The sequence below is a fragment of the Pseudomonas sp. URMO17WK12:I11 genome (genome assembly GCF_007677725.1).
Classification (GTDB): Bacteria; Pseudomonadota; Gammaproteobacteria; order Pseudomonadales; family Pseudomonadaceae; genus Aquipseudomonas.
Map to the genome: position 1 here is coordinate 1 of NZ_VEDF01000012.1, position 21,716 is coordinate 21,716.

The 21,716-nt window shown below is 64.7% G+C and carries 15 protein-coding genes; 4 read left to right on the forward strand and 11 right to left on the reverse strand.

The annotated features are described in order from the left end of the window. Positions 1-67: 67 nt before the first annotated feature. From FS665_RS19785 to FS665_RS19810, 6 genes are all read right to left on the reverse strand, one after another. Positions 68-997, reverse strand: coding sequence for a hypothetical protein (locus tag FS665_RS19785; protein WP_145192359.1), 930 nt, complete (start codon positions 995-997; stop codon positions 68-70). Continuing rightward, positions 994-3,078, reverse strand: a complete 2,085-nt coding sequence (locus FS665_RS19790) for a type VI secretion system Vgr family protein (RefSeq protein WP_145192362.1) — start codon at positions 3,076-3,078, stop codon at positions 994-996. Before FS665_RS19790 ends, FS665_RS19785 begins: the two co-directional genes overlap by 4 nt. A 103-nt stretch (positions 3,079-3,181) precedes the next feature. Further along, a complete protein-coding gene (alkB, locus tag FS665_RS19795; RefSeq protein ID WP_145192365.1) occupies positions 3,182-3,826 on the reverse strand; it encodes a DNA oxidative demethylase AlkB in 645 nt (214 codons plus the stop codon). 82 nt (positions 3,827-3,908) lie between these two features. Next, on the reverse strand, positions 3,909-4,484 hold the full coding sequence (gene mobA, locus FS665_RS19800; protein WP_145192368.1) for a molybdenum cofactor guanylyltransferase MobA: 576 nt from the start codon (positions 4,482-4,484) through the stop codon (positions 3,909-3,911). A 62-nt stretch (positions 4,485-4,546) separates the two neighbouring features. Continuing rightward, positions 4,547-7,669: an efflux RND transporter permease subunit gene (locus FS665_RS19805; protein WP_145192371.1), complete on the reverse strand. Its 3,123-nt coding sequence runs from the start codon at positions 7,667-7,669 to the stop codon at positions 4,547-4,549. An 11-nt stretch (positions 7,670-7,680) separates the two neighbouring features. Beyond that, a complete protein-coding gene (locus FS665_RS19810; protein WP_145192373.1) occupies positions 7,681-8,850 on the reverse strand; it encodes an efflux RND transporter periplasmic adaptor subunit in 1,170 nt (389 codons plus the stop codon). Positions 8,851-9,010: 160 nt separating this feature from the next. Here FS665_RS19810 and FS665_RS19815 point away from each other — a divergent pair, with 160 nt between their 5' ends. Beyond that, positions 9,011-9,712, forward strand: a complete 702-nt coding sequence (locus FS665_RS19815) for a response regulator transcription factor (protein WP_145192376.1) — start codon at positions 9,011-9,013, stop codon at positions 9,710-9,712. A gap of 6 nt (positions 9,713-9,718) precedes the next feature. Further along, entirely contained in the window at positions 9,719-11,020 is a 1,302-nt protein-coding gene (locus FS665_RS19820; RefSeq protein ID WP_145192379.1) for an ATP-binding protein, read from the forward strand. A gap of 35 nt (positions 11,021-11,055) precedes the next feature. Here the strand turns inward: FS665_RS19820 and FS665_RS19825 are convergent, their stop codons facing one another. The 5 genes from FS665_RS19825 to wecB are packed head-to-tail and all read right to left on the reverse strand — an operon-like array spanning position 11,056 to position 19,320. Beyond that, complete coding sequence (locus tag FS665_RS19825; protein WP_145192382.1) at positions 11,056-12,135, reverse strand: diguanylate cyclase; 1,080 nt, start codon at positions 12,133-12,135, stop codon at positions 11,056-11,058. Positions 12,136-12,165: 30 nt separating this feature from the next. Continuing rightward, positions 12,166-13,005, reverse strand: coding sequence for a DUF4434 family protein (locus FS665_RS19830; protein WP_145192385.1), 840 nt, complete (start codon positions 13,003-13,005; stop codon positions 12,166-12,168). Beyond that, positions 13,005-15,998 (reverse strand): phage receptor, encoded by a 2,994-nt coding sequence (locus FS665_RS19835; protein WP_145192388.1) that lies wholly within the window; start codon positions 15,996-15,998, stop codon positions 13,005-13,007. The genes FS665_RS19830 and FS665_RS19835 overlap by 1 nt, the downstream gene beginning before the upstream one ends. Beyond that, positions 15,995-18,169: a cyclic di-3',5'-guanylate-activated glycosyltransferase NrfB gene (gene nrfB / locus FS665_RS19840; RefSeq protein ID WP_145192391.1), complete on the reverse strand. Its 2,175-nt coding sequence runs from the start codon at positions 18,167-18,169 to the stop codon at positions 15,995-15,997. Before nrfB ends, FS665_RS19835 begins: the two co-directional genes overlap by 4 nt. Next, the gene (gene wecB / locus FS665_RS19845; RefSeq protein WP_145192394.1) at positions 18,166-19,320 is read right to left on the reverse strand and encodes a non-hydrolyzing UDP-N-acetylglucosamine 2-epimerase; all 1,155 of its coding nucleotides are present in this window, start codon (positions 19,318-19,320) and stop codon (positions 18,166-18,168) included. The genes nrfB and wecB overlap by 4 nt, the downstream gene beginning before the upstream one ends. A 161-nt stretch (positions 19,321-19,481) precedes the next feature. Here wecB and FS665_RS19850 point away from each other — a divergent pair, with 161 nt between their 5' ends. After that, positions 19,482-19,913, forward strand: a complete 432-nt coding sequence (locus FS665_RS19850; RefSeq protein WP_145192397.1) for a PACE efflux transporter — start codon at positions 19,482-19,484, stop codon at positions 19,911-19,913. A gap of 184 nt (positions 19,914-20,097) precedes the next feature. Continuing rightward, the gene (gene ilvA, locus FS665_RS19855; protein WP_145192400.1) at positions 20,098-21,660 is read left to right on the forward strand and encodes a threonine ammonia-lyase, biosynthetic; all 1,563 of its coding nucleotides are present in this window, start codon (positions 20,098-20,100) and stop codon (positions 21,658-21,660) included. The last annotated feature ends 56 nt before the right edge of the window (positions 21,661-21,716 follow it).

Below are 21,716 nucleotides of genomic sequence, written 5' to 3' on the forward strand. Positions count from 1 at the left end.
CAGGCCTTGCAGCGGTGCAAGGGCAGGGAAGACTCGGCCACGGCGATGGCGATGCGTTCGGAGATGTTCATGGGCGGCCTGCGGACTGTGCCAGCAGCGCTAGCCACTGTCGCCAACTGGCATCGGAAACCCGACTCAGCATGGGCGCGAGCGGGCGCTGTTGCTCAATCACCTGGTCGAGCATTGCGCGTATGGGTTGAAGACCTTCAAGCTCCGGGTGCACGCATAGCCAATGCAACACCAGCACCTCGATGTCCGCGCTGGTGCTCAGGCCGAGACTGCGTGCTCGGGTTACGCAGCGTGAAATGTGGGTAGCGGCCCCGGCAGGCAATTGCAGCGGCGGCCGATCACCGCGATCGCCTAGCAGAATGCGCCAGGCGATCAGAATGTTTTCGATCTGCGCCACGTCGTTGTGCAACACGCTTGGATTGGCCAGCGTCTGCAATTGATGTTGCGCCTGTGCCTGCCCCTGTATGACGGTCAAGTGCCCGGCGCTGTCAAGGAACAACCACTGCTCGATTGGCCACCAAGGACCTTGGTCGGGCTGCTCAAGCTGGGCGGCCAGCAGCTCGAGACGCAGCGGTTCGTAGATCGGACAGAACGTGCGCGGGCCCGCGCCGATTGGCAGCTGGCAGAGGTCGAGGATCTGAGCGGCGACCGTGTCCAACGGCGCTGCACTGAGCAGCCAGCCACAGATCAAGCGTCTGCGGCGTGACAAGTCGCGGTGCGCCACCTCGGCGGTAAGGCTCAGTAATGGCACAAACGCCGTTTGCGCCACCGAGGACAGGCATGCAAGCACTGGGCACAGCGTTGTACGCGGGTCCAGGTCTGGGCGCACCAGCGCGATCATCTGGTCGTTGCCGATCACCTGTTGCAGGTGCGCAAGTAGCGAGTGCTCGCTGTCCGTCGGCCGGGCCAGCAAGTCGATCAGCACATAGCAGTGCACGCCCGGCCTGAGATGGCTACTGATCCGCTCGGTCACACTGCAGCGGCTCATCGCTTGAGTTCCTGGCAGCCGGCGCTGCGCTCGGCCTGCAGATCCAGGCTCAGCGCGTTGCTTGATCCGCCGGCGCTCGCGCTGGTCGGCCCTTGCAGGGTCAGGGCCAGGCCATTGAGGGTGATGCCTTGCTGATCCAGCACCAGGCTGCCGCCAGGTGTCACCAGCTCGATTCGTTGACTGGCCTGCAGCCGGTACGTGCTGGTTTGCACGGTCACGCCACCGCCAATGGTGGCGGTCGCCTCGCCTTTGATCAGCACCTCGCTGCGCCCCCCGACCGTCAGCTGCTGGTTGGCACCGATGGACTGCAGTTGGTCTTTGCCGACCTGCACCAGGCAGTCTTGGCCGATCTCGAGTCGGCCGCTGCGCCCGACGCGATCGGCCCTATCGCGGCCAATCCGGCATTGCAGGTCGCGGCCAACTGTCAGATGATCGTCGCGGCTCACCTCATCCGCCCGGTTACGCCCGACCCAGGTGCTCTGGTCATGCTTGACCACGGTGTTCTGGTCCCGCTCGGCGTGCAGGTACAGCTCCTGCTTGCCCAGCTCATCCTCGAAGCGCAACTCGTTGAAGCCATCGCCTTTGTGGGTCTGGCTTTTGATGGTCATGCGGGTCTTGTGTTCAGGCAGGTCATAGGGCGGCAGTTGATTGCCGCAATAGGTGCGGCCGGTGATCATCGGTTGGTCCGGGTCGGCATTGACGTACTGGACGATCACCTCCTGGCCAATGCGCGGAATGGCCATCGAGCCCCAGCTACCGCCGGCCCAGCCTTGCGACACCCGCACCCAGCAGGAGCTGAACTCGTCGTCCTGGCTTTCTCGGTCCCAGGGAAAGCTGACCTTGACCCGGCCCCATGGGTCGCAGTAAATCTCTTCACCGGCAGGGCCAACCACCGTTGCCATGTGCGGCCCATCGATGCGCGGTTTGGCCAGCGGCGCCGGGCGCCATTCGATGCCGCGCGGAACCAAGGTGGCGCACTGCTGGTAATGGCTGCCGCGCTGGGCACCGCTCGCTTCCTCTTCGAGGCTGGTGAACTGGCTGCCTTCGTGGCATACGGCGGTGATGCGCCAATGGGCGTTCAGATCCTCGCGCGGATGGCCGATGAGGGTGAAGCTCAAGCCCGCTTGCAGGCGTATGTCGTCGCCTTCGACCTCAGCGATGCAGGCATCGTGACGCAAGGCATTGAGGCGGGTTTCGGTAAACGGCTTGCCGACGGCATCACGCTGGTAACGCCCGGGATAATCGAACCGTTCGTAGTCCGCAGATGGCTGCGCAGCGCCGCTGGCGCAGGCTTGATGCTCCTGGCGATAGGCAGGATTGGTGAAGGTGTAGTCACGCTGCACCTGCCGAACGCTGCGCACCTGTTGGCTGTAACGCAAGCGCCGCAGGCACGGCTCAGCTTGCTCGCCGCCGCTGCTCGCGCGGTACAGTACCTGATCGGGGCCAGCCTCCCGGGCATCTTCGTCAAGCACCACGTGGTCGTCGGCCGGCTTGATCAGGCCATGGCTGATAAGCCCGAAGGTCACCAGGCTATCGGTGATGATCAAGGCATGCTGCCTGGCACTGTGGGCGAAACGGTAGACGAAGCCTTCTTCGGCCAGCAATCGCGCAATGAAGGCAAGGTCGGTTTCGCCGGCCTGCACGCAGAACTCGCGCTGCGCGTGAGGGACGGTGGCGATTATCTGCGTATCGGTGATGCCCTGACGTTCGAGCATCGCCTGAACGATCTGCGGGACAGCCTTGTGCTGAAAGATGCGCCAATTGGACCTGAGGTTGGCGCGTGCCAGTTGCGGCTCCACGAGGGCACGGTAGCGTGTGCGGCAGAAGCCGGTTTCACCCTGGCTGAAGCTGCTGACCAGGCCGTGCACGTAACGCAGCGGGCGTTGCCCTTGCCAGAGGGTGAACAGCGCCGGCTGGTCGAGCAGCCGGGTGAAGTCGACATCGTCTTGATGGCTGACGAGTTCAAGCTGCAACTGAAAAGGCTGGCTCAAGGCTTCATCGAAGGTGAACGACACCACTTCGAATTCGGTATCGGCTGCCAGTGCCTGAAAGCTGTAGCGCAGAGCGGGTTGAATGGACAATGGGCATCTCCCTGAAAAACCCGCTCGAACACTATCGAGGAATGGCTTCTCAGGGGAGGGTGGCGCTTCCCATAAGCCTGTAGGAGATGTCGACGGGAGCGGTTTAGCCGGCCTTGCGCAGGGTCAGGTTGATGCGCCGTTCGCCCAGACGCGGGTGCACACCGGGTTTGATCGGCAGAACGCCGTGAAAACGCAGTCGGTCTTCACCGCCCCACACCAGCACATCAGCATGGTTCAGAGCGATGCGTTGGGTACGCTCGGCGCGCTGCAGCCCGCCGAACAGGAAGACGGCCGGTAGGCCGAGGGAGATCGAGACGATCGGCTGAGCTAAATCTTTCTCGTCACGGTCCTGGTGCAGGCTCAGGCGAGTGCCGGGCAGGTAGTGGTTGATCAGGCAGGCGTCCGGTACGAATGCGTCGAACCCAGCTGTGCCGGCAGCGCGACCGGCGAGGTCGAGCAGCACCTCGGGCAGCGCCGGCCAGGGTTGGCCGCTCAGCGGATCGGTAGGGCTGTAGCGGTAGCCCCTGGCATCGCTGACCCAGCCTAATGTGCCGCAGTTGCTCAGGGCCACGGCCATGTTCAGCCCCCCCGGCGTCTGCATGTGCCGGAACGGCGCGGCGCGCAGCACCGGTCGCAAGGCGTCGAGCAATGGCTCGACCACGTCCAGGGCAAAGCCAGGCAGCAGCACGGTATGGCTGGCCAGGCGCTGCGGCTGTGGACCGAACAGATCGAGATCGGACTGGATCATGATTGAACGCTGGATGGCACGGGCATGGTGCATTGTAAGGCACATCGGCAATGCCCGCGACGCCGGGCGTCAGCCCCGTGGCTCACTCCTGCAAGCGCTCGGGGCTGTTGAAGTTGCTCAGGCGCAGGTCACCCTCGGCACATGCCAACCCCTGCAGCGGCTCGTGCAGCAGGGCTTTGTGCAAACTGCGTTCGCCGCTGGCCCAGGCCTGTTCAAGCAGGGGCAGCAGCCGGCGCGGCAGTACGCTGAACATGGGCTGCCAATAGCCACCCTGGCGCACCATGGCGGCGCTGGCTGCGGCCACGGCCTGCTGGCGCAGCGCTGCGATCAGGGCCTGATCGATCAACGGTGCGTCGCACCCCAGCACCACCAGCCAGTCATGCCTGGCTACCTTGAGCCCGGCGATGACCCCGGCCAGCGGGCCAGGGAACCCCGCCTCCGCATCGCCTACCAGTTGGTCGGCAAAACGGCCGTAAGCCTGCTGGTTGCGGTTGCAAGAGATCACCAGATCGTCGGTGAGCGGCCGCACCGTGCGGTGGATATGTGCGATCAGGGCCTCGCCGCGCCAGGGCAGCAGGCCTTTTTCGCGACCACCCATGCGCTGGCCGCGACCGCCGGCGAGGATCAGGATGGAGCAGGGGGGCAGGGTCTCGGTCATGTAAAAAAGGGTCCCGGGCAGGTAGGCCCGGAACCCTCTCATTCGACGCGCAGCTTGTCCAGTCAGGCTTGCTCAGGCGCTGCCCGCTCAGCCTTGGCTCGAGCACGGCCGGCCAGGCGCATGACCACGACGAAGAACACCGGCACGAACACCACCGCCAAGGTCGCGCTGAGCATGCCGCCGATCACCCCTGTACCGATTGCCTGTTGACTGGCCGAGCTGGCGCCGCTGGCGATGGCCAATGGCACCACCCCGAGGATGAACGCCAGCGAGGTCATGACGATCGGGCGGAGTCGCAAGCGCGCCGCCTGGACTGCAGCATCGGCAGCATCCATGCCCTGATCGACCAGGCTCTTGGCGAACTCGATGATCAGGATCGCATTCTTCGCCGACAGGCCGATCAGGGTGATCAGTCCCACTTTGAAGAACACATCGTTAGGCATGCCGCGCAGCGTGACCGCCAAGACCGCACCCAACACCCCCAACGGCACCACCAGCAACACGGCGGTGGGGATCGACCAGCTTTCGTACAGCGCCGCCAGGCACAGGAACACCACCAGCAGCGACAGCGCCATCAGCAGCGGTGCCTGGCTGCCGGACAAGCGCTCCTGCAGGGACAGACCGGTCCACTCCAGGCCGGCGCCAGCGGGCAGCTGCGCAACCAGCCGCTCGATCTCGGCCATGGCCTGACCGGAACTGTAGCCGGCTGCCGGCTCGCCGGAAATCGACACCGCCGGGTAGCCGTTGTAGCGGGTCAGTTGCACAGGCCCACTGACCCACTTGGCCTGCACGAACGCTGCCAGTGGCACCATCTTGCCGCTGCTGTTGCGTACGTGGATCTTCAGCAGGTCCTCGACCTGGCTGCGCTGATCGCCCTCGGCCTGCACCACCACCCGCTGCATGCGCCCCTGGTTGGGGAAGTCGTTGACGTAACTGGAGCCGACCGCAGTGTTCAGCACCGAGCCTATGTCCGCGAAGGACACACCCAGGGCATTGGCCTGGCGGCGGTCGACCTCCAGCTCCACCTGGGGGCTTTCGGCCAGCGCCGCTTCACGCACGTTCACCAGTATCTTGCTCTTGCCCGCGCCCTCCAACAGTTGATCGCGAGCGGCCATCAACGCTGCATGGCCCATCCCGCCGCGATCTTGCAGGCGGAACTCGAAGCCGGTCGATTCGCCCAGGCCATCGATCGGTGGCGGCAATACGGAGAACGCCACCGCGTCCTTGAGCTGGGAGAACGCCATGCTGGCGCGGTCGGCGATCGACTGGGCGCTGTCCTTGGCGCCGCGCTCGGACCAGTCCTTGAGCGTGGTGAAGGCCAGTGCCGCGTTCTGCCCGCTGCCCGAGAAACTGAAGCCGAGGATCACCGTGGTATTGCCCACGCCGACCTCGCCGCTGTTGTGCGCCTCGACCTGTGCGGCGACCTGCTCGGTGCGCATCCGGCTGGCCCCTGGCGGCAGTTGGATATCGGTAATGGTGTAGCCTTGGTCTTCGGTGGGCAGAAACGCCGTCGGCAGTTGGCTGAAGCCAAAGCCCAGCACGGCCAGCAACACGCCATACACCAGCAGATAACGGCCGCTGCGTCGCAGCGCCTGCATGACCCAGGACTGGTAACCGTCGCTCAGACGTTCGAAACGGCGGTTGAACCAGCCGAAGAAGCCCTTGCGCTGATGCTGCTCACCCTTGTCGATAGGCTTGAGCAGGGTCGCGCACAGCGCTGGCGTCAGGCTCAGGGCCAGGAACGCCGAGAACAGGATCGACACCGCCATCGACACCGAGAACTGCTGGTAGATGACGCCGACCGACCCCTGCATGAAGGCCATGGGCAGGAACACGGCTACCAGCACCAAGGTAATGCCGATGATCGCGCCGCTGATCTGGCCCATGGCCTTGCGCGTAGCCTGCTTGGGCGCCAGACCCTCCTCGGCCATGATCCGCTCGACGTTCTCCACCACCACGATGGCGTCATCGACCAGGATGCCGATCGCCAGCACCATGCCAAACAGGGTCAGCACATTGACCGAGAAACCCAGCGCCAGCATGACGGCAAACGTGCCCATCAGTGCCACAGGCACCACCAGGGTAGGGATCAGCGTGTAGCGCAGGTTCTGCAAGAACAGGAACATGACCGCGAAGACCAGCAGCATGGCCTCGAACAGGGTGCTGATGACCTGCTGGATCGACACCTTGACGAACGGCGAGGTGTCGTAGGGGATATCGTACTTGACCCCTTCGGGGAAGTAGCGCGACAGCTCCTGCATTTTCGCCCGCACCAGGGTGGCGGTCTGCATGGCGTTGGCACCGGGGGCCAGCTGCACGCTGAACGCCGTGCTCGGTTTGCCGTTCAGGCGCGTGCCGTACTGATAGTCCTGGGCACCGACCTCGACCCGCGCGACATCGCCAACCGTGACGGTGGAGCCGTCCGGATTGGCCCGCAGGACAATGGCGGCGAACTCTTGCGGGGTGCTCAGCTGGCCCTTGACCACCACGTTGGCGGTGATTTCCTGAGTGTCACGCGCGGGCAGGTCGCCAATGCTGCCGGGAGCGACCTGGGCGTTCTGCGCCGCGACGGCCGCCGACACATCGTCCGGGGTGAGATTGAGGCCAATCAGCCTGGCCGGGTCGATCCAGATCCGCATGGCCCGTTCCGAACCGTACAACTGAGCCTTGCCGACCCCCTTCAAGCGCCGGATCTCGTTCATCACGTTGCGCGCCAGCAGGTCGGACAACGCCGTTTCGTCGAGGCTGCCGTCCTCCGAGGTCAGGGTGCCAAGCAACAGGAAACCGGTCGATACCTTCTCGACCTGCAAACCCTGTTGGGTCACCTGGCGCGGCAAACGCGACTCCACCACCTTCAGGCGGTTCTGTACGTCGACCTGGGCGAGATCCGGCTGGGTGCCCGGCTCGAAGGTCGCGGTGATGGTGGCGCTGCCCAGGCTACTCTGCGACTGGAAATACAACAGGTTGTCGGCACCGTTGAGCTCCTGCTCGATCAGGCTCACCACGCTTTCGTCCATGGTCGCCGCCGAGGCGCCTGGGTATACGGCATAGATCTCGATCTGCGGCGGCGCCACGTTGGGGTATTGCGCCACCGGCAGCTGGGGAATGGCCAGGGCGCCGGCAAGCAGGATGAACAGCGCCACCACCCAGGCGAAGATCGGGCGCTCGATGAAGAACTGCGGCATGGATCAGGCCCTCATTGGCCGTTGTGCTGGACGATGGATGGGGTATCGGCGGCGATCTGAACCTGATCGCCGGCCTTGACGTGCTGCAGCCCCTCGACCACTACCCGCTCGCCGGCGCGCAAACCTTCGCTGACCACCCAGCGATCGCCCTGGGCGCTGCCCAGCACTACCTGGCGCTCGCTGATCCGCGCCTGGTCATCGACCACCAGCACCTTGGGTACGCCGGCACTGTCGCGCAGCACGGCCCGTTGCGGCACGCTCAGGCCATCGCGCTGCACCGCTTGTTGCAGGCGCACCCGCACGTAGCTGCCAGGCAGCAGGTCAAGCTGAGGGTTGGGAAACTCGCTGCGCAAGGTGATCTGGTTGGTGCTTGGGTCGACGCTGATATCGGAAAACAGCAACTTGCCTGGCAGCGGATAGACGCTGCCGTCGTCCTGGATCAGCGAAGCGCGCGCCTGGCCTTCATCGACCTGTTGCAATTCGCCGGCGCGCAGGGCACGGCGCAGGGCAGTGAGTTCACGGGTCGACTGGGTGACGTCGGCATGGATCGGGTCGAGCTGCTGGATGGTCGCAAGCGCCGTTGGCTCGTTTTGCCCGACCAGCGCACCTTCGGTAACCAGGGCGCGGCCGATGCGCCCGGCGATCGGCGCGGTGACCGTGGCATAGCCCAGGTTCAGGCGTGCACGCGCAAGCGCCGCCTTGGCTTCGGCCACGGCGGCATCGGCTTGCAGGAAGGCCGCACGGGCGTTGTCGTATTCCTGGCGGCTGACTGCCTTGTCGTCGACCAACTGGCGGTAGCGCTGCTCTTGCAGGCGCGCCTGATAGACGCTCGCCTGCGCCTTGGCCAGCACGGCGCGGGCGCTGTCGTAGTCGGCCTTGAACGGTGCCGGGTCGATCAGAAACAGCACGTCGCCCTGTTTCACATCGCTACCTTCGCGGTAGACGCGCTTGAGCACCACGCCAGCGACCCGCGCGCGCACCTCGGCGGTACGCGGCGCAAGAATACGCCCGCTCAGCTCGGTGCTGATGGCCAGGGCCTGGGGTTGCAGGGTTTCGACCCGCACCTGCGGCGTGGGCGGTTGAGGTTGCTGGTCGGCGGCGTCGTCGCAGCCGGCCAGCGACAAGGCGAACAACGCCGCCAGCGCGACGCCGCGCAGGCGTGGGGGGAGGGTGGTAGGCATACGGATCTTCCGATAATGACCGGCCTATCCTAAGGCAAGCGTTCCCTGGATTGCTGTTAGCAGCTGTAGGACCTGTGTGAAAAAGTGTTAAGAACAGTCCTGCAGGTGAGTAGCTTTCTATACTCTGCACGGCCAATCCCCCACCTCTGTCTTGCCGCCTATGCCCAACATCCTCCTGGTCGAAGACGACAGCGCGCTGTCCGAGCTGATCGCCAGCTACCTGCAACGCAACGATTTCCAGGTGCGCGTCATCGCCCGCGGGGATCAGGTCCTGGACGCCTTCAGGCAGGAAACCCCCGACCTGGTGATCCTCGACCTGATGCTGCCGGGCATCGATGGGCTGCAACTGTGCCGGCTGCTGCGCCAGGCCTCGCTGAGCTTGCCGATCTTGATGCTGACCGCGCGTGACGACAGCCACGACCAGGTGCTGGGCCTGGAAATGGGGGCTGACGATTACGTGACCAAACCCTGTGAGCCGCGGGTGCTGCTGGCCCGTATTCGCACCCTGTTGCGCCGCAGCAGCGTCAACGAACCGCGCCTGGACAGCCACCAGATCCTCATCGGCGGCTTGCGCATCGATCTGGCCGAGCGCCTGGTCAGTTGGCGCGGCGAGGAGGTCGAGCTGTCCAGTGGCGAGTACAACCTGCTGGTGGTGCTGGCGCGCAATGCCGGTGAAGTCCTCAGCCGTGACCGAATCCTTCAGCAGCTGCGTGGCATCGAGTTCAACGGCACCGACCGCTCGGTGGACGTGGCCATCTCCAAGCTGCGGCGCAAGTTCGATGACAGCGCTGGTGAAGCGCGCAAGATCAAGACCGTGTGGGGCAAGGGCTATCTGTTCAGCCGTGTCGAGTGGGAGTGCTGAGCGAGCATGCTGAAGATCCTGATCCGCCTGTATCTGCTGATCATCGTCGCTTATGCCGGTGCGTTGCTGCTGATTCCGGATGCGATCGTCGGCTTGTTCCATGAGCGCTTCATGGCCTACAACCTGGATCAGACAAAGGGCGTTCAGTCACTGATCGTGCGCCAGTTCAGGCAGGTTCCGCGGGAACAGTGGCCAGCCGTGCAACACGAATTGGCCGAAGTATTCGCACCCTTGCAGGTCGATCTGCTGCGCATCGATCAAGCGGGGCTCAGCGCCCAGGAGAGGGCGCGCCTTGAACACGGTCAGTACGCCGTGCGCATCGCCGACTGGGGCTACTACGAGACGGTCCTGGCGCCGTTGGACGAGCAGTGGCTGGTACGCTTGCATGCAGCGCCTGACCCGCTGGACATCAACGTGCTGTCCTGGGGTGTGACGGTGCTGATCGGCGCTGCGCTGCTGGGCTGCCTGCTGCTGTGGGTATGGCCACACTGGCGCGACCTGGAGCGCCTCAAAGAAACTGCCAGGCGTCTGGGTCAGGGCCAGATGGCCGAGCGCACGCATATCTCGCCGCACTCCAACATCGGCGAACTGGCCGGGGTGTTCGACACCATGGCCACTGACCTGGAGCGCCATGTCAACCAGCAGCGCGAGCTGCTCGATGCGGTCTCTCACGAGCTGCGCACACCGCTGACACGCCTGGATTTCGGTCTGGTGCTGCTGTTCGACGAGGTGCCTGCGAGCAGTCGCAAGCGTCTGCTGGAACTGGTCGGGCACGTGCGCGAGCTGGATGAGCTGGTGCTGGAACTGCTGTCCTACAGTCGCCTGTACAATGCCGATCAGGCCAGGGAGCGGGTCGAGGTGTCTTTGTTGGAGCTGGTCGACAGCGTGCTTGGCGGCTTTGCCGAGGAGCTCGAGGCCAAATCAATCGAATGGGAGGTGCAGGCCGAAGGCAACCTGCCGCGCTTCGTGCTCGACCCGCGACTGACGGCGCGAGCGGTGCAGAACCTGGTGCGTAACGCCATGCGCTACTGTGACCGCAGCTTGCTCCTGCGGCTACGCCTGGAAGCAGACGGCGCCTGCCTGTTGACGGTGGAAGACGACGGCATCGGCATTCCGCCTGAAGAACGTGAGCGCATTTTCCAACCCTTTTACCGCCTGGACCGCAGCCGTGATCGCAGTACCGGCGGCTTTGGACTGGGGCTGGCGATCAGTCGTCGGGCGATCGAAGGGCAGGGCGGAACCCTGAGCGTGGCGCAGTCGGCCCTGGGCGGCGCGCAGTTTCGGATTCGCCTGCCCCGTGGTGGTTGATCACAGGCTGCGGCAGCGGCGTCGCTGCCATCCGCCTACTGCTCAGGCCGCCACAGCGCGAAACGGTCCTTGCCACTGCGTTTAGCCTCGTACAGTGCCTGATCGGCGCGTACCAATGCCGTGCTCAGGCTTTCATCACCCAGCACCGGCGCCAGGCCGATACTGATGGTTACCGGTGGTTGCCCAGGGTCTTCCCTCACGCGCTGGCACAAGGCGGCAACGTGCTGCTCGGCTGCACCCTGCTCAAGCCCTTCATAAAAGATCGCGAACTCTTCGCCGCCCAACCGGCCGAAGGCATGGCCGCCCACGCCTGCGCGAATCTGTTGCGCAACCCGCTTGAGCACCTCGTCACCCACGTCATGACCGAAGCGGTCGTTGACCCTTTTGAAATTGTCGATGTCGATCATTGCCAGGTATTGCCCAGGTATTGCCGAACGCAAGCGGCGCTCGGCCTGGGTCATGAACGCGCGGCGATTGGGTATTTCGGTCAGGGCATCGACGTAGGCCTGGTCCAGCAGCACCTTGGAAAAATAGAAGTTGTGCAACTTGGCCCGACGCATCTGCAGGTAGCTGTAGCTCACCAGGGCACTGAGAAACACTGCGTAGCTGACCAGCATCGCGCCTTCGAGCTGCGCGAGGGTGATGCGCGTGTGGTAGAAGGGGTTGAGCATCGCCCAGGTCGTCAGCATGGCGCAGAAGAACGACCAGCGCCGCACCGGTAGCAGCGACAGCGCATACAGCACCGTGGATACGCCCAGTACCAGCCACACCGGACGCAGCGCCACCGGTATGCCTTCGATCACCAGGCGCATGCCCAAGGTGATCACGGCGATGAACAGCAGGTTGAGCACATCGAAGTGCTGGCTGCGCCAGGTGAAGTGCAGGATCACGGTAAGCCCGCAGAGCAGGGCGATGAACAGGCACGAGAGCCAGGTGAAGCCCTGGCCACCGAGAAAGCTGACGATCAGGTCGAACACCAGCCAGATGAGGATGCTGACCGAGAACACCAGCCGGCAGAACGGGCGCATGGCCACGAACTCGTGCTGGCGGAACTCGGCCCGCAGGGACGCTGGGGCGACGCGTTGGCGCACGTGTTCTTCAAGGGTGTCGAACATCCGTGGCTCCTGGTCGCAAGCGGGGCGAATTCAATTGTAGTGCAGCACGCCCCTTGCCCAAGGCCGATAGCGCAGGGAGAACACCGCTTCGGCATGGCAGCCGTTGGCGTACTGCGGCGCCATCGGCTCGGCCTTGAAGGCCTGGCCTGGCGCACTCACCTGGCGAAACGCCTCGCGCACCACACCGATCCGGCAGGGCAGCGCCTGCTCGTAGCTCTGTCGCACCAACGCAGATAACTGACCGGTGCCAGCGCCGTCCTGCCACCAGACATTCAAGCCCAAGCCGGCCAGTTGATCCAGCCAGGCCCCGTTGACTCGCGCCGACAAGTGCCCAGCGCTGAACGCACTGAGGTGCAGTGGCTGGTCCAGGCGCCGGGCGAAGACCCGCAACTGATTGCGTAGCGCCTTGCGCCGGTCGGCATCCTGAAAGCGCAGGTCATCGAGCTCCATGGGCAGGTACCAGCCGACCGCCGGCAAGCGCCACGCCTTGCGTAGTTGCTGATATTGGCTAAACGAACGGCCCAGCTGGGCCTTCCAATAGCTGCTCAAACCAGCGCTGTCGAGGGTCTCGATTCGCTGGTAGTACGCCGGGTCCATGTACAGACCCAGCACCAGCTCCAGCCCTTGGTCTTGGGCTTCGCGCAGGCTGTTGGCCAGCCAGCCCTGGGCACCGCCGAAATCGCTGTCGCCGTGGGCGGTCCACTGCACGATCAGGGTGTGTCCGCCTTGGGCCCTGGTCGCGCGCCACAACTGCCGCCACTGCTCGGCGGTGACGCTGGCATCGCGGTTCAACGGCTGGTACAGCAGGCGCTGGTCGGCCATCGTCGGCAGGCACAAGGCCAGCAGGCAGAGCGCAAGCAAGGTACGCATCAGAAGGTCATCTCCGCACCCACCAGCACGCCGTTGGCCCGCTCGTAGAGATTGCCGCCCAGCGACTGCTGGTATTCGGCGCGCAGCTTGAGCGAGCCGCGGTAGGCATTGTAGCGGTCCTGGTCGAACCACCACTGCCAGCGCACACCCACCCCGGCGCGCGCATCCTGGCGCCAGTCGTTGCTCGGGTCCTGGCTGGCGAACTCGACGAAACCATAAGGCATGAGGGTCTGCGCCGCAGTGCCCGGCAGCTTCCAGGCATGGCCTTGTTGATAGCGCGACAGCCAGGCATGGTCGCCCGCGCGTGTCCACCAGGCGGCATCGAGGTAGAGGAAGCGCTCGTTCCAGTCATCCTGATCGACGCGCCAATCGTTGCGCCACTCGCCCTGGTCGAGCAGCGACGCGGTGGCGCGCAGCAGCAGGTCATTGCTGGATGTCGCATGGTGGCGCAAATCGCCCCAGTTGCCGCCGACCTTGGCCGGACTCAGCAGCTCGCCCAGGCTCAGGCCGTTGTCGTGGGCCTGGTCGATTTGCCGTTGGTGGTACAGCTCGGCGTACAGGTTCAGGTTGGCGTGACCCAGCGGCTTGTAGCGCAGACCCAGGCCAGTGCCCAGGCTCTGCCCGTAGTCGCTGCGGCCTTGGCCGCCGAACAGCACGCGGCCGTAGACCGACACGGTGCTGCCGTCGCGGCTCGGTTGGTCGCCCAAGGCATGGTCCCACATGGCCATCTGCACGTTCTGCGAGCGGGCCCGCCGTTTACCAGTGCTGCGCTCGCCGTCTTCGAGGAAACGGTCGTTGGTCGAGCTGCCGCCCGGCGACCAGGTGCTGGCCAGGGTGATGGTATCGCGTCGCGACAACGCTTCATGGGCGCGGCGCTGGCGGTATCGGCGGGCTTCGAGGCTGCCATATTCATCGTCGCCGTCGACCACCTGATCTTCCACGTCCAGCACACGGCGCAACTCACGCCGTGCCGCGGCGCTGTCCTGGGCCTCGTCATAGCGGACCGCCAGGGTTTCACCGAGGCGGTAATCTTCCGGGTAGTCGCGTGTCGCCTGCTGCAGGTACGGGATCGACGCCAGGCGCTGGGCCTTGTCCGCCGAGCTTGCCAGGCGCATGCCGTAGTCGGCGCGGTAGCGCGGCTGTGTCGGTGCCAAGCGCACGGCCTCGGCCAGCCAGGCGCTGCTCTGGGCGCTGTCGCCTGCCAACTGGGCCGTGCTGGCCGCTGCGTAGTAGTGCTCGGCCTGCGGCTGGTGTGCCAGCGCCTGGCGCTGCATCGCCAAGGCCTCGGCGCTCTGCCCTTGAGCCTGGGCAATTGCCGCGCCCAGGCTCCAGTCGTCAGCGCTGCGGTGTGTCGCGGCATCCCAATAGTGGCGGGCCGCGGCGCTGTCCCCGGCGTTCAACGCGCCGCGCGCGGCGGTCAGGCGTGCATTGTCGTTCCAGGCCGCGGCCGGCAGTTCGCGCCAGATCGCCAAGGCACCCTGGGAATCGCCGGCCGCTTCCAGGGCATAGGCCAACGGCAAGCGGCTGTCACGATCGCCCAGGCGTTCGGCTGCCTGGTAGTAGACCACGGCTTCGCCTGGGTGCGCGGGCATCGCGCAGCGGCCCAGGGCGCGGTATTGGCCTGCTTCGCTGGGCTTGCCGACGATGGCCTGTTGGACGGCATCGCACTGTTCGTTTTCGGCCAGACGACCAAGCAGTTGCGCGCGGGTCTGGGCGTCGACCTTGGGCGCCAGGCTGACCATGCGCCGGCTGTCGAGCGGGCCGTCGTCACGCGCGTACAGATTGCCCAGGCGCTGCAGCAGCGAGGCGGTCAAACGCCCGTTGCGGCGGTCGTAGGCCTGTTCGAGCAGGCGCCGGGCATGCTCGCGCTGACCTTGCTCGAGCAACAGGTAGCTGGCCTGCTCCAGGGCCTGCAAATCACCGCTTTGCCGGTAGCGTTGCTCCCACTGGCGCGCCGTGCGCGGCTGTGGCGGATCGCCATACAAGCGCTGGCGCAATACCGCGTAGGCGCGTGGCTCGGCGTCTGTGCTGCAGCCCTTGAACTGTTCGCGAGCCAGCACTGGGTCGTGGTGCGACAGCCAGTCGACGGTTTCCAGGCACGGCCGCTGCAGGTCGTTGCTCAGGCGCAGGACCAGCGCCGCGTCATCGCCTTCGCGGGCCAGCTCCCAGAGTTGCTGGCGTTGCTCAGGTTGTTGCAATTGCGCTTTGGGCAACTGTTGCAGCCAACGCTGGGCCTGCTGGTTGTGACCCACGGCGATGGCGCGGTTGGCCATGGCCAGGCGGTAGCGGTTGGCGATGGCGGCAGACGGCGCACTTTGCAGCAGGCGCTGCAATCCCTGGTCATCCAGTTGCTGGACATAGGCGTTGGCCAGGCGCTGCCAGTCTTCGACCGGCAGTTGCCCCTTGGCCGCCAGGGGCTGCAGTTGCTCGACGGTCTCCTGCCAATTGCGCAACTGCTCGGCGAAGTTGGCCCGAGCCAGGCGCAAGGCCTGATCGTCGCCATGGGCCGGCAACTGGTTGAGCCAGGCCAATGCCTCACTGGCCCCGCCGTGCCTGGTCAGGCTCAGGCTGTAGGCTTGCCACAGGCGCACGCGCTGAGCACCGGCACTGCTGGCCAGCCAGGCTTCGACGCGGCTGGCTGGCGGCGGATCCTGCGCGATCCAGGTCAGGCGCAGCTCCAGCAAGGCGTCGGCGTTCTGCGCATCGTCGCTCAGTTGCTGGGCCTGGCTCTCGGCGTCCTGGTAGCGGCGTTGATGGGCCAGCGCCTCGATCAGCAGCGCCCGGGCCTCGTCGTTGCCGGGCACCCGCGCCAGTACATGACGGGTCAGGCGCTCGACCTCGTTCCAGTTGTCCTTCTTTGCTTCGCGATAGCCACGCTCCATGAACGGGTAGCTGGTGAAACGTTGAAACTCGGTCAACGGTGCGGCCAGGCTGGGCAGGGCGGTGGAGCACAGCAGCAGGCTGGACAGGGTGATGGACAGGCGCGGCTTCATGCCACCTCCCGGGTCAGGTCATAGGCAGCTTGCTGTTCGCTGGCCTGTTCGGCGAGCGCTTGTTGCAGCACGTTCTCGGTGATGATGCCGCGGGCGATGAGGTGCTCGCCCAGGCTCTGGCGCTCGGCATCGAAGTCGATCAACGCCTGGTTGAACAAGGTGACTGGCACCATACCGCGCAGCTGCAGCAGGCCGCCGAGCATCACTTGATGCTGGCTGACCCGTTCGATCAAATCGGCGTCGTCCTGATGACGCTCCAGTACCTTCAACATTTCGTGGGTTTCCGGCTTCTGCCAACGGCTAGGGTAGTGATAACGCAGGCCCAGTGTGACGCGGCCCTGGGGCGCCAGGCGGCAGCTGACCGGGCGCTTGAGCTGCCGGCTGATGACGCCCAGCGACACCTGGCTGACCGGGCTTTCGCTGGCCAGAACCAAGGTCTTGCCGTCTTCGGCCACCGGCAGCACGCCATAGTGCGTGGCCAGTCGGCGTGGCAGCTTGGCGATCAACTGAGCGTCCAGTTTGAAGGGGTTGAGCGGCGCCCAAGGCATGTCCAGTTGCTCGGCCAAGGTCTGCACCAGCTGCTCGCTGGTCAGCCAGCCGCGCAACAGCAGCTCGCGACCCAGGCGGCGACGCACCGGGCTGGTGATGGCCTGCTGCAGTTGCTGCTCGCTGATATAGCCTTTTTCAATCAGGCGCTGGCCTAGCGGTGTGCGCCGTGGCGAGCCCAGGGCCGGGAATTCATGGGTGGTCTTGTCCCATGCCACGCGCCGCGCATCGCCCAGTTCCATGACCTGGCGCAGGGCGCGCAGGTTGGCGAAGAAGTTGACGAAGTTGCTCCACATCATGCGCGGTGCCGACAGCAGGCCCTCGAACAGACCGTAGTAGCGGGTCACGAACCAGCCGCGTTGGAACAGGCGGTTGATCAGCAGCACGCCGTTGAGCCAGAGCAGGGCGGTGAGCAGTTGGCTGTCGCTGAGAATCGACATGAAGCGCCAGGCGTCGGGCGCGATCACCGTCACCAGCCACATGGCCAGCAGGACCAGCAGCAGCAGGTTGACCAGAAAACTCAGCAGGTAGGCGAACAGTCCGCGGCGGTCGCGCCAGAGGAAGTAGTTGAGCGCCGCGGTGCGGCTCCAACCCAGCGAGCTGGTGCCCTGAAACACGATGCCGACGATCCACCGCGACTTTTGCCGAATGGCGTGATGCCAATCGCGGGGAAAGTGCTCGCGCACGCAGATCACCTGCGAGACGTGACGGCTCATGCCCAGGCGCCAGTCATGCTTGAGGGCCAGCGCCGGGTCGGTCACCGAATAGCGGGCGAAGATGCACTTCATGCCCTTCTGCTTGAGGCGGAAACCGATGTCATAGTCTTCGGTCAGGCTCTGTACGTCGAAGGCGATGCCATCACCTTCTTCGAGCAGTGCACTGATGGCCCGGCGGCTGAAGCAGGTCCCGACCCCGGCACTGGGCACCTGGCCGGTCAAGGCTTCGCGCACGATGACGTCCTTGCCGTGGTTCTCGGCGAACTCATCGACATAGTGCCCGGCGGTGAAACCCTTCCACTCCGGCGCGTACGGGTACACCGGAATCTGAATCATGTCCTTGTTCGGCAGCAGGTAATTGAACAGGCGCAATTCCATGGGCGAAATCACGTCTTCGGCATCATGCAGGATGAAACCGGCGAACTCGATACGGGCGTCGTCCTGAAAGCGCAGAATGGCGTCGATGATGTTGTTCAGGCAGTCGGCCTTGCTGGTGGGGCCGGGCCGCGCGCAGATCACCTTGTGCACGTTGGGGTAGTGCAGGCACACCGCATCGACATCGGCCTGGGTCTGCGGATCGTTGGGGTAGGTGCCGACGAAGATCTGGTAGTTCTCGTAGTCGATGGTCGAGGCGGCCAGGCGCGCCATTTCGCCCACCACGCCGACCTCGTTCCAGGCCGGCACCATGATCGCCAGCGGTTTTTCGGGCACCTCGAACAGGCGCTTCTCGTCGGCGCGCTCGTGTTTATCGTAGATGCGAAAGCGCCGCACCAGCTTGCGAATCCAGTAGCACAGGTCGATGAACAGGTCGTCGAGGCCCAGCAGGAACATCAGCGAAGCAAGGACGATTGCCAGGGCTTTGAGGCCAAACAGGACATAGGTGATGAAATCGATGAAAGCCAGGCTCATGCGTCTTCTCGTGGAGTATGGGTTTGCGCGAACCAGAGGCTCAGGCGTTCAGCAATGCGTTCGCTGGCATGGCCGTCGCCGAACGGTGTGTAGATACGCGCCATGCGTGCGTATTCAGCCGGGTCGTCGAGCAACAGACGGGTGTGGGCCACGATGTGCTCGGCCTGGGTGCCGACCAGCTTGACCGTGCCGCCTTTGAGCACGGCCGGGCGTTCGGTGACATCGCGCAGCACCAGCACCGGTTTGCCCAGCGCCGGAGCTTCCTCCTGCACCCCGCCCGAGTCGGTGAGGATCAGGTAGGCGCGGTTCATCAGCCAGACGAAGTGCTGGTAGTCCTGCGGTGCGATCAGGTGAATGTTGTCGCGCTTGGGCAAATGTCCATACACCGCGTGCTGCACCTGCGGGTTGAGGTGCACGGGGTAGACGAACTGTACATCCGGGTACTGCTCGGCCAGCTGCGCCAGGGCCAGGCAGATATGCTCGAAGCCGGGGCCGAAGTTTTCCCGGCGGTGACCGGTGATCAACACCACCCGTTGCCCAGGGTCGAGCGCGCTCAATGGTGATTCGGCGCTGGGTTGCCATTGCTGCTCGGCCAGGTGATCGCGCATCCACAGCAAGGCATCGATGACCGTGTTGCCGGTGACCTCGATGCGCTCGGGCGGTACGCCTTCGCGAATCAGGTTGGCGTCTGAATCTCGGGTTGGGGTGAAGTGCAGGTCGGCAAGCACCCCGGTCAGGCGCCGGTTGGCTTCCTCGGGCCAGGGCTGCTGGAGATTTCCAGTGCGCAGGCCGGCTTCGACGTGACCGATCGGAATGTGCCGGTGAAACGCCGCAAGGCTTGCGATGAAGCTGGTGGTGGTGTCGCCATGGACCAGCACGATGTCAGGCTTGACCTGTTCATAGGCGTGGTCGAGCTTGTCGAGCAGGTCGCGCGACAGGCTGTTGAGCGTCTGGTTCTGGGTCATCACCTGCAGGTCCTGATCGACGCTCAGGCCAAACGCGGTGAGCACTTGTTCGAGCATTTCGCGGTGCTGGCCGGTCGAGCAGATGTGCAGCTCGACCTCCGGCCAGATTCGCAGTACCCGGGCCAGTGGCGCCATCTTGATTGCTTCGGGGCGGGTACCGAATACCATCATCACGCAGTACGCCATGGTCAAAATCCTTGTGCAAATTCCTGAACGAAGTTCTCTGACAGGTACCCCACTCGAAAGTTGTATACCGATTTGGGCATTTGCACAGTGCCGGCGGTCGCCCTTTTGCTTGCGCCGCGTATCGCGTAGTTTGATGGGCCGAATCCATGAAGGAGCTCATCATGCAAGGTAAGGCGCGCAAGGTCGTCCAGGCCATTCTCTACGAGGCCATCGCCGTGGCCTGTGTGGCGCCGGCGCTGGAGTTCGCCTTCGCTGCGGGGATGGCCCAGTCGACCGTGCTGTCGGTCCTGATGTCGGCGATCGCCATGAGCTGGAACATGGCCTACAACTGGGTGTTCGAGCGCTGGGAGGCACGCCAGGCGCAACGGCAACGCACACTGCTGCGGCGTGTCGTGCATGCGCTGGGCTTCGAGGGTGGATTGGTGCTGATCTTGCTGCCGTTGGTGGCCTACTGGCTGGATGTGACGCTGTGGGCGGCGCTGCTGACCAACCTGGCGCTGTTCATATTCTTCTTCGTTTATGCCTTCGTTTTCCAATGGGGCTTCGACAAGGTCTTCGATGTGCCGCTGTCGGCGCAACAGGCCAAGTGTTGACTTGCTCGTGCCGGGCGCGATAACGTCGCAACCCATGAACACTTTCCCGCACGTCAACGCCATTATCATTACCGCCATTATCAGTTTGGCGGGCTAGCGCTTACGTGCACCGAACCCGCCCTGGAGGCGGGTTTCTTATCTCTGACTCCTGGGCAACGAAACAAACGCCAAGGAGTTGCCTTCGATGACCAGCCTCAACGTCAGCCCCCGTACCTCTGTCAGTCCTCAGCAGCTGTTGTCCGAGCAGGTGCGACGGATTCTCTCTGCCCCTGTGTACGACCTGGCCATCGAAACGCCCTTGCAGCCCGCCCTAGCGTTATCGGCAAGCCTCGGCAACCAGGTGTTGCTCAAGCGTGAAGACTTGCAGCCGACCTTCTCGTTCAAGATCCGCGGCGCTTACACAAGGCTGTCGCGGCTGAGCCCCGAGCAGCGCGCGCGCGGCGTGATCACCGCGTCGGCCGGCAATCATGCCCAGGGGGTGGCGCTGGCGGCCGCCCACCTGGGCATCACGGCGACCATCGTCATGCCCACCACCACGCCGTCGTTGAAGGTCGAGGGTGTGCGTTCGCGGGGTGGGCAGGTGCTGCTGCAGGGTGACAGTTTCCCGCATGCCCTGGCGCATGCGCTGAAATTGGCCGACACACGCGGCGCGACGTTCGTGCCGCCGTTCGATGACCCGGACGTTATCGCAGGGCAAGGTACCGTGGGCATGGAGATTCTGCGCCAGCAGCCAGGTGCGCTGGATGCGATCTTCGTTCCGGTGGGCGGCGGCGGCTTGGTCGCAGGCATCGCCGCCTACGTCAAATACTTGCGCCCGCAGGTCAAGGTGATCGGCGTCGAGCCGCACGACTCCAATTGCCTGCAGGCGGCCATGGCAGCCGGTGAGCGGGTGATCCTGCCGCAGGTCGGCAGCTTCGCCGACGGCGTGGCGGTGGCGCAGATCGGGGCGTGCTGTTTCGAGCTGTGCCGGCACTTCGTCGATGAAGTGCTCACCGTCAGCAATGACGAGCTGTGCGCGGCCATCAAGGACATCTACGACGACACTCGCTCGATCACCGAGCCTTCCGGTGCGCTTGCCGTGGCCGGGATCAAGCAATACGTAGCCCGCGAAGGCGTGCGCGGGCAGACCTTGGTGGCGATCGACTCTGGCGCCAACGTCAACTTCGATCGCCTGCGTCACGTGGCCGAGCGTGCCGAACTGGGTGAGCAGCGCGAAGCGATCATCGCCGTCACCATCCCCGAACGTCCCGGCAGCTTCCGCGCGTTCTGCCAGGCGCTGGGCAAACGCCAGATCACCGAATTCAACTATCGCTGTCAACCCGGCAAGCCAGCGCAACTGTTCGTCGGCGTGCAGACCCACCCCCAGCACGATCCGCGTGGAGGTTTGCTGACCAGTTTGCGCGAGCAGGGCTACCGCGTGCTGGACCTGACCGACAACGAGCTGGCCAAGCTGCACGTGCGTCACACCGTCGGCGGGCACGCCACGCCCGGCACCGATGAGCGCGTGCTGCGCTTTGAATTTCCCGAGCGGCCCGGGGCTTTGCTGGGCTTTCTGGAACGCCTGGGCAAGCGCTGGAACATCAGCCTGTTCCACTACCGCAACCATGGCGCGGCCGAGGCGCGGGTGTTCGCCGCGCTGGAGGTGCCGGCCGATGAACAGCCTGGTTTTCCCCAGGCGCTGGAGCAGATGGGCTATCGCTATTGGGATGAGACCGCTAATCCGGCCTATCGGATGTTCCTGGGGTAACGTTGCCTTGGGTCAATATGCCAGTATTTGAATGACGGATGCTCGCTGTCAGACAG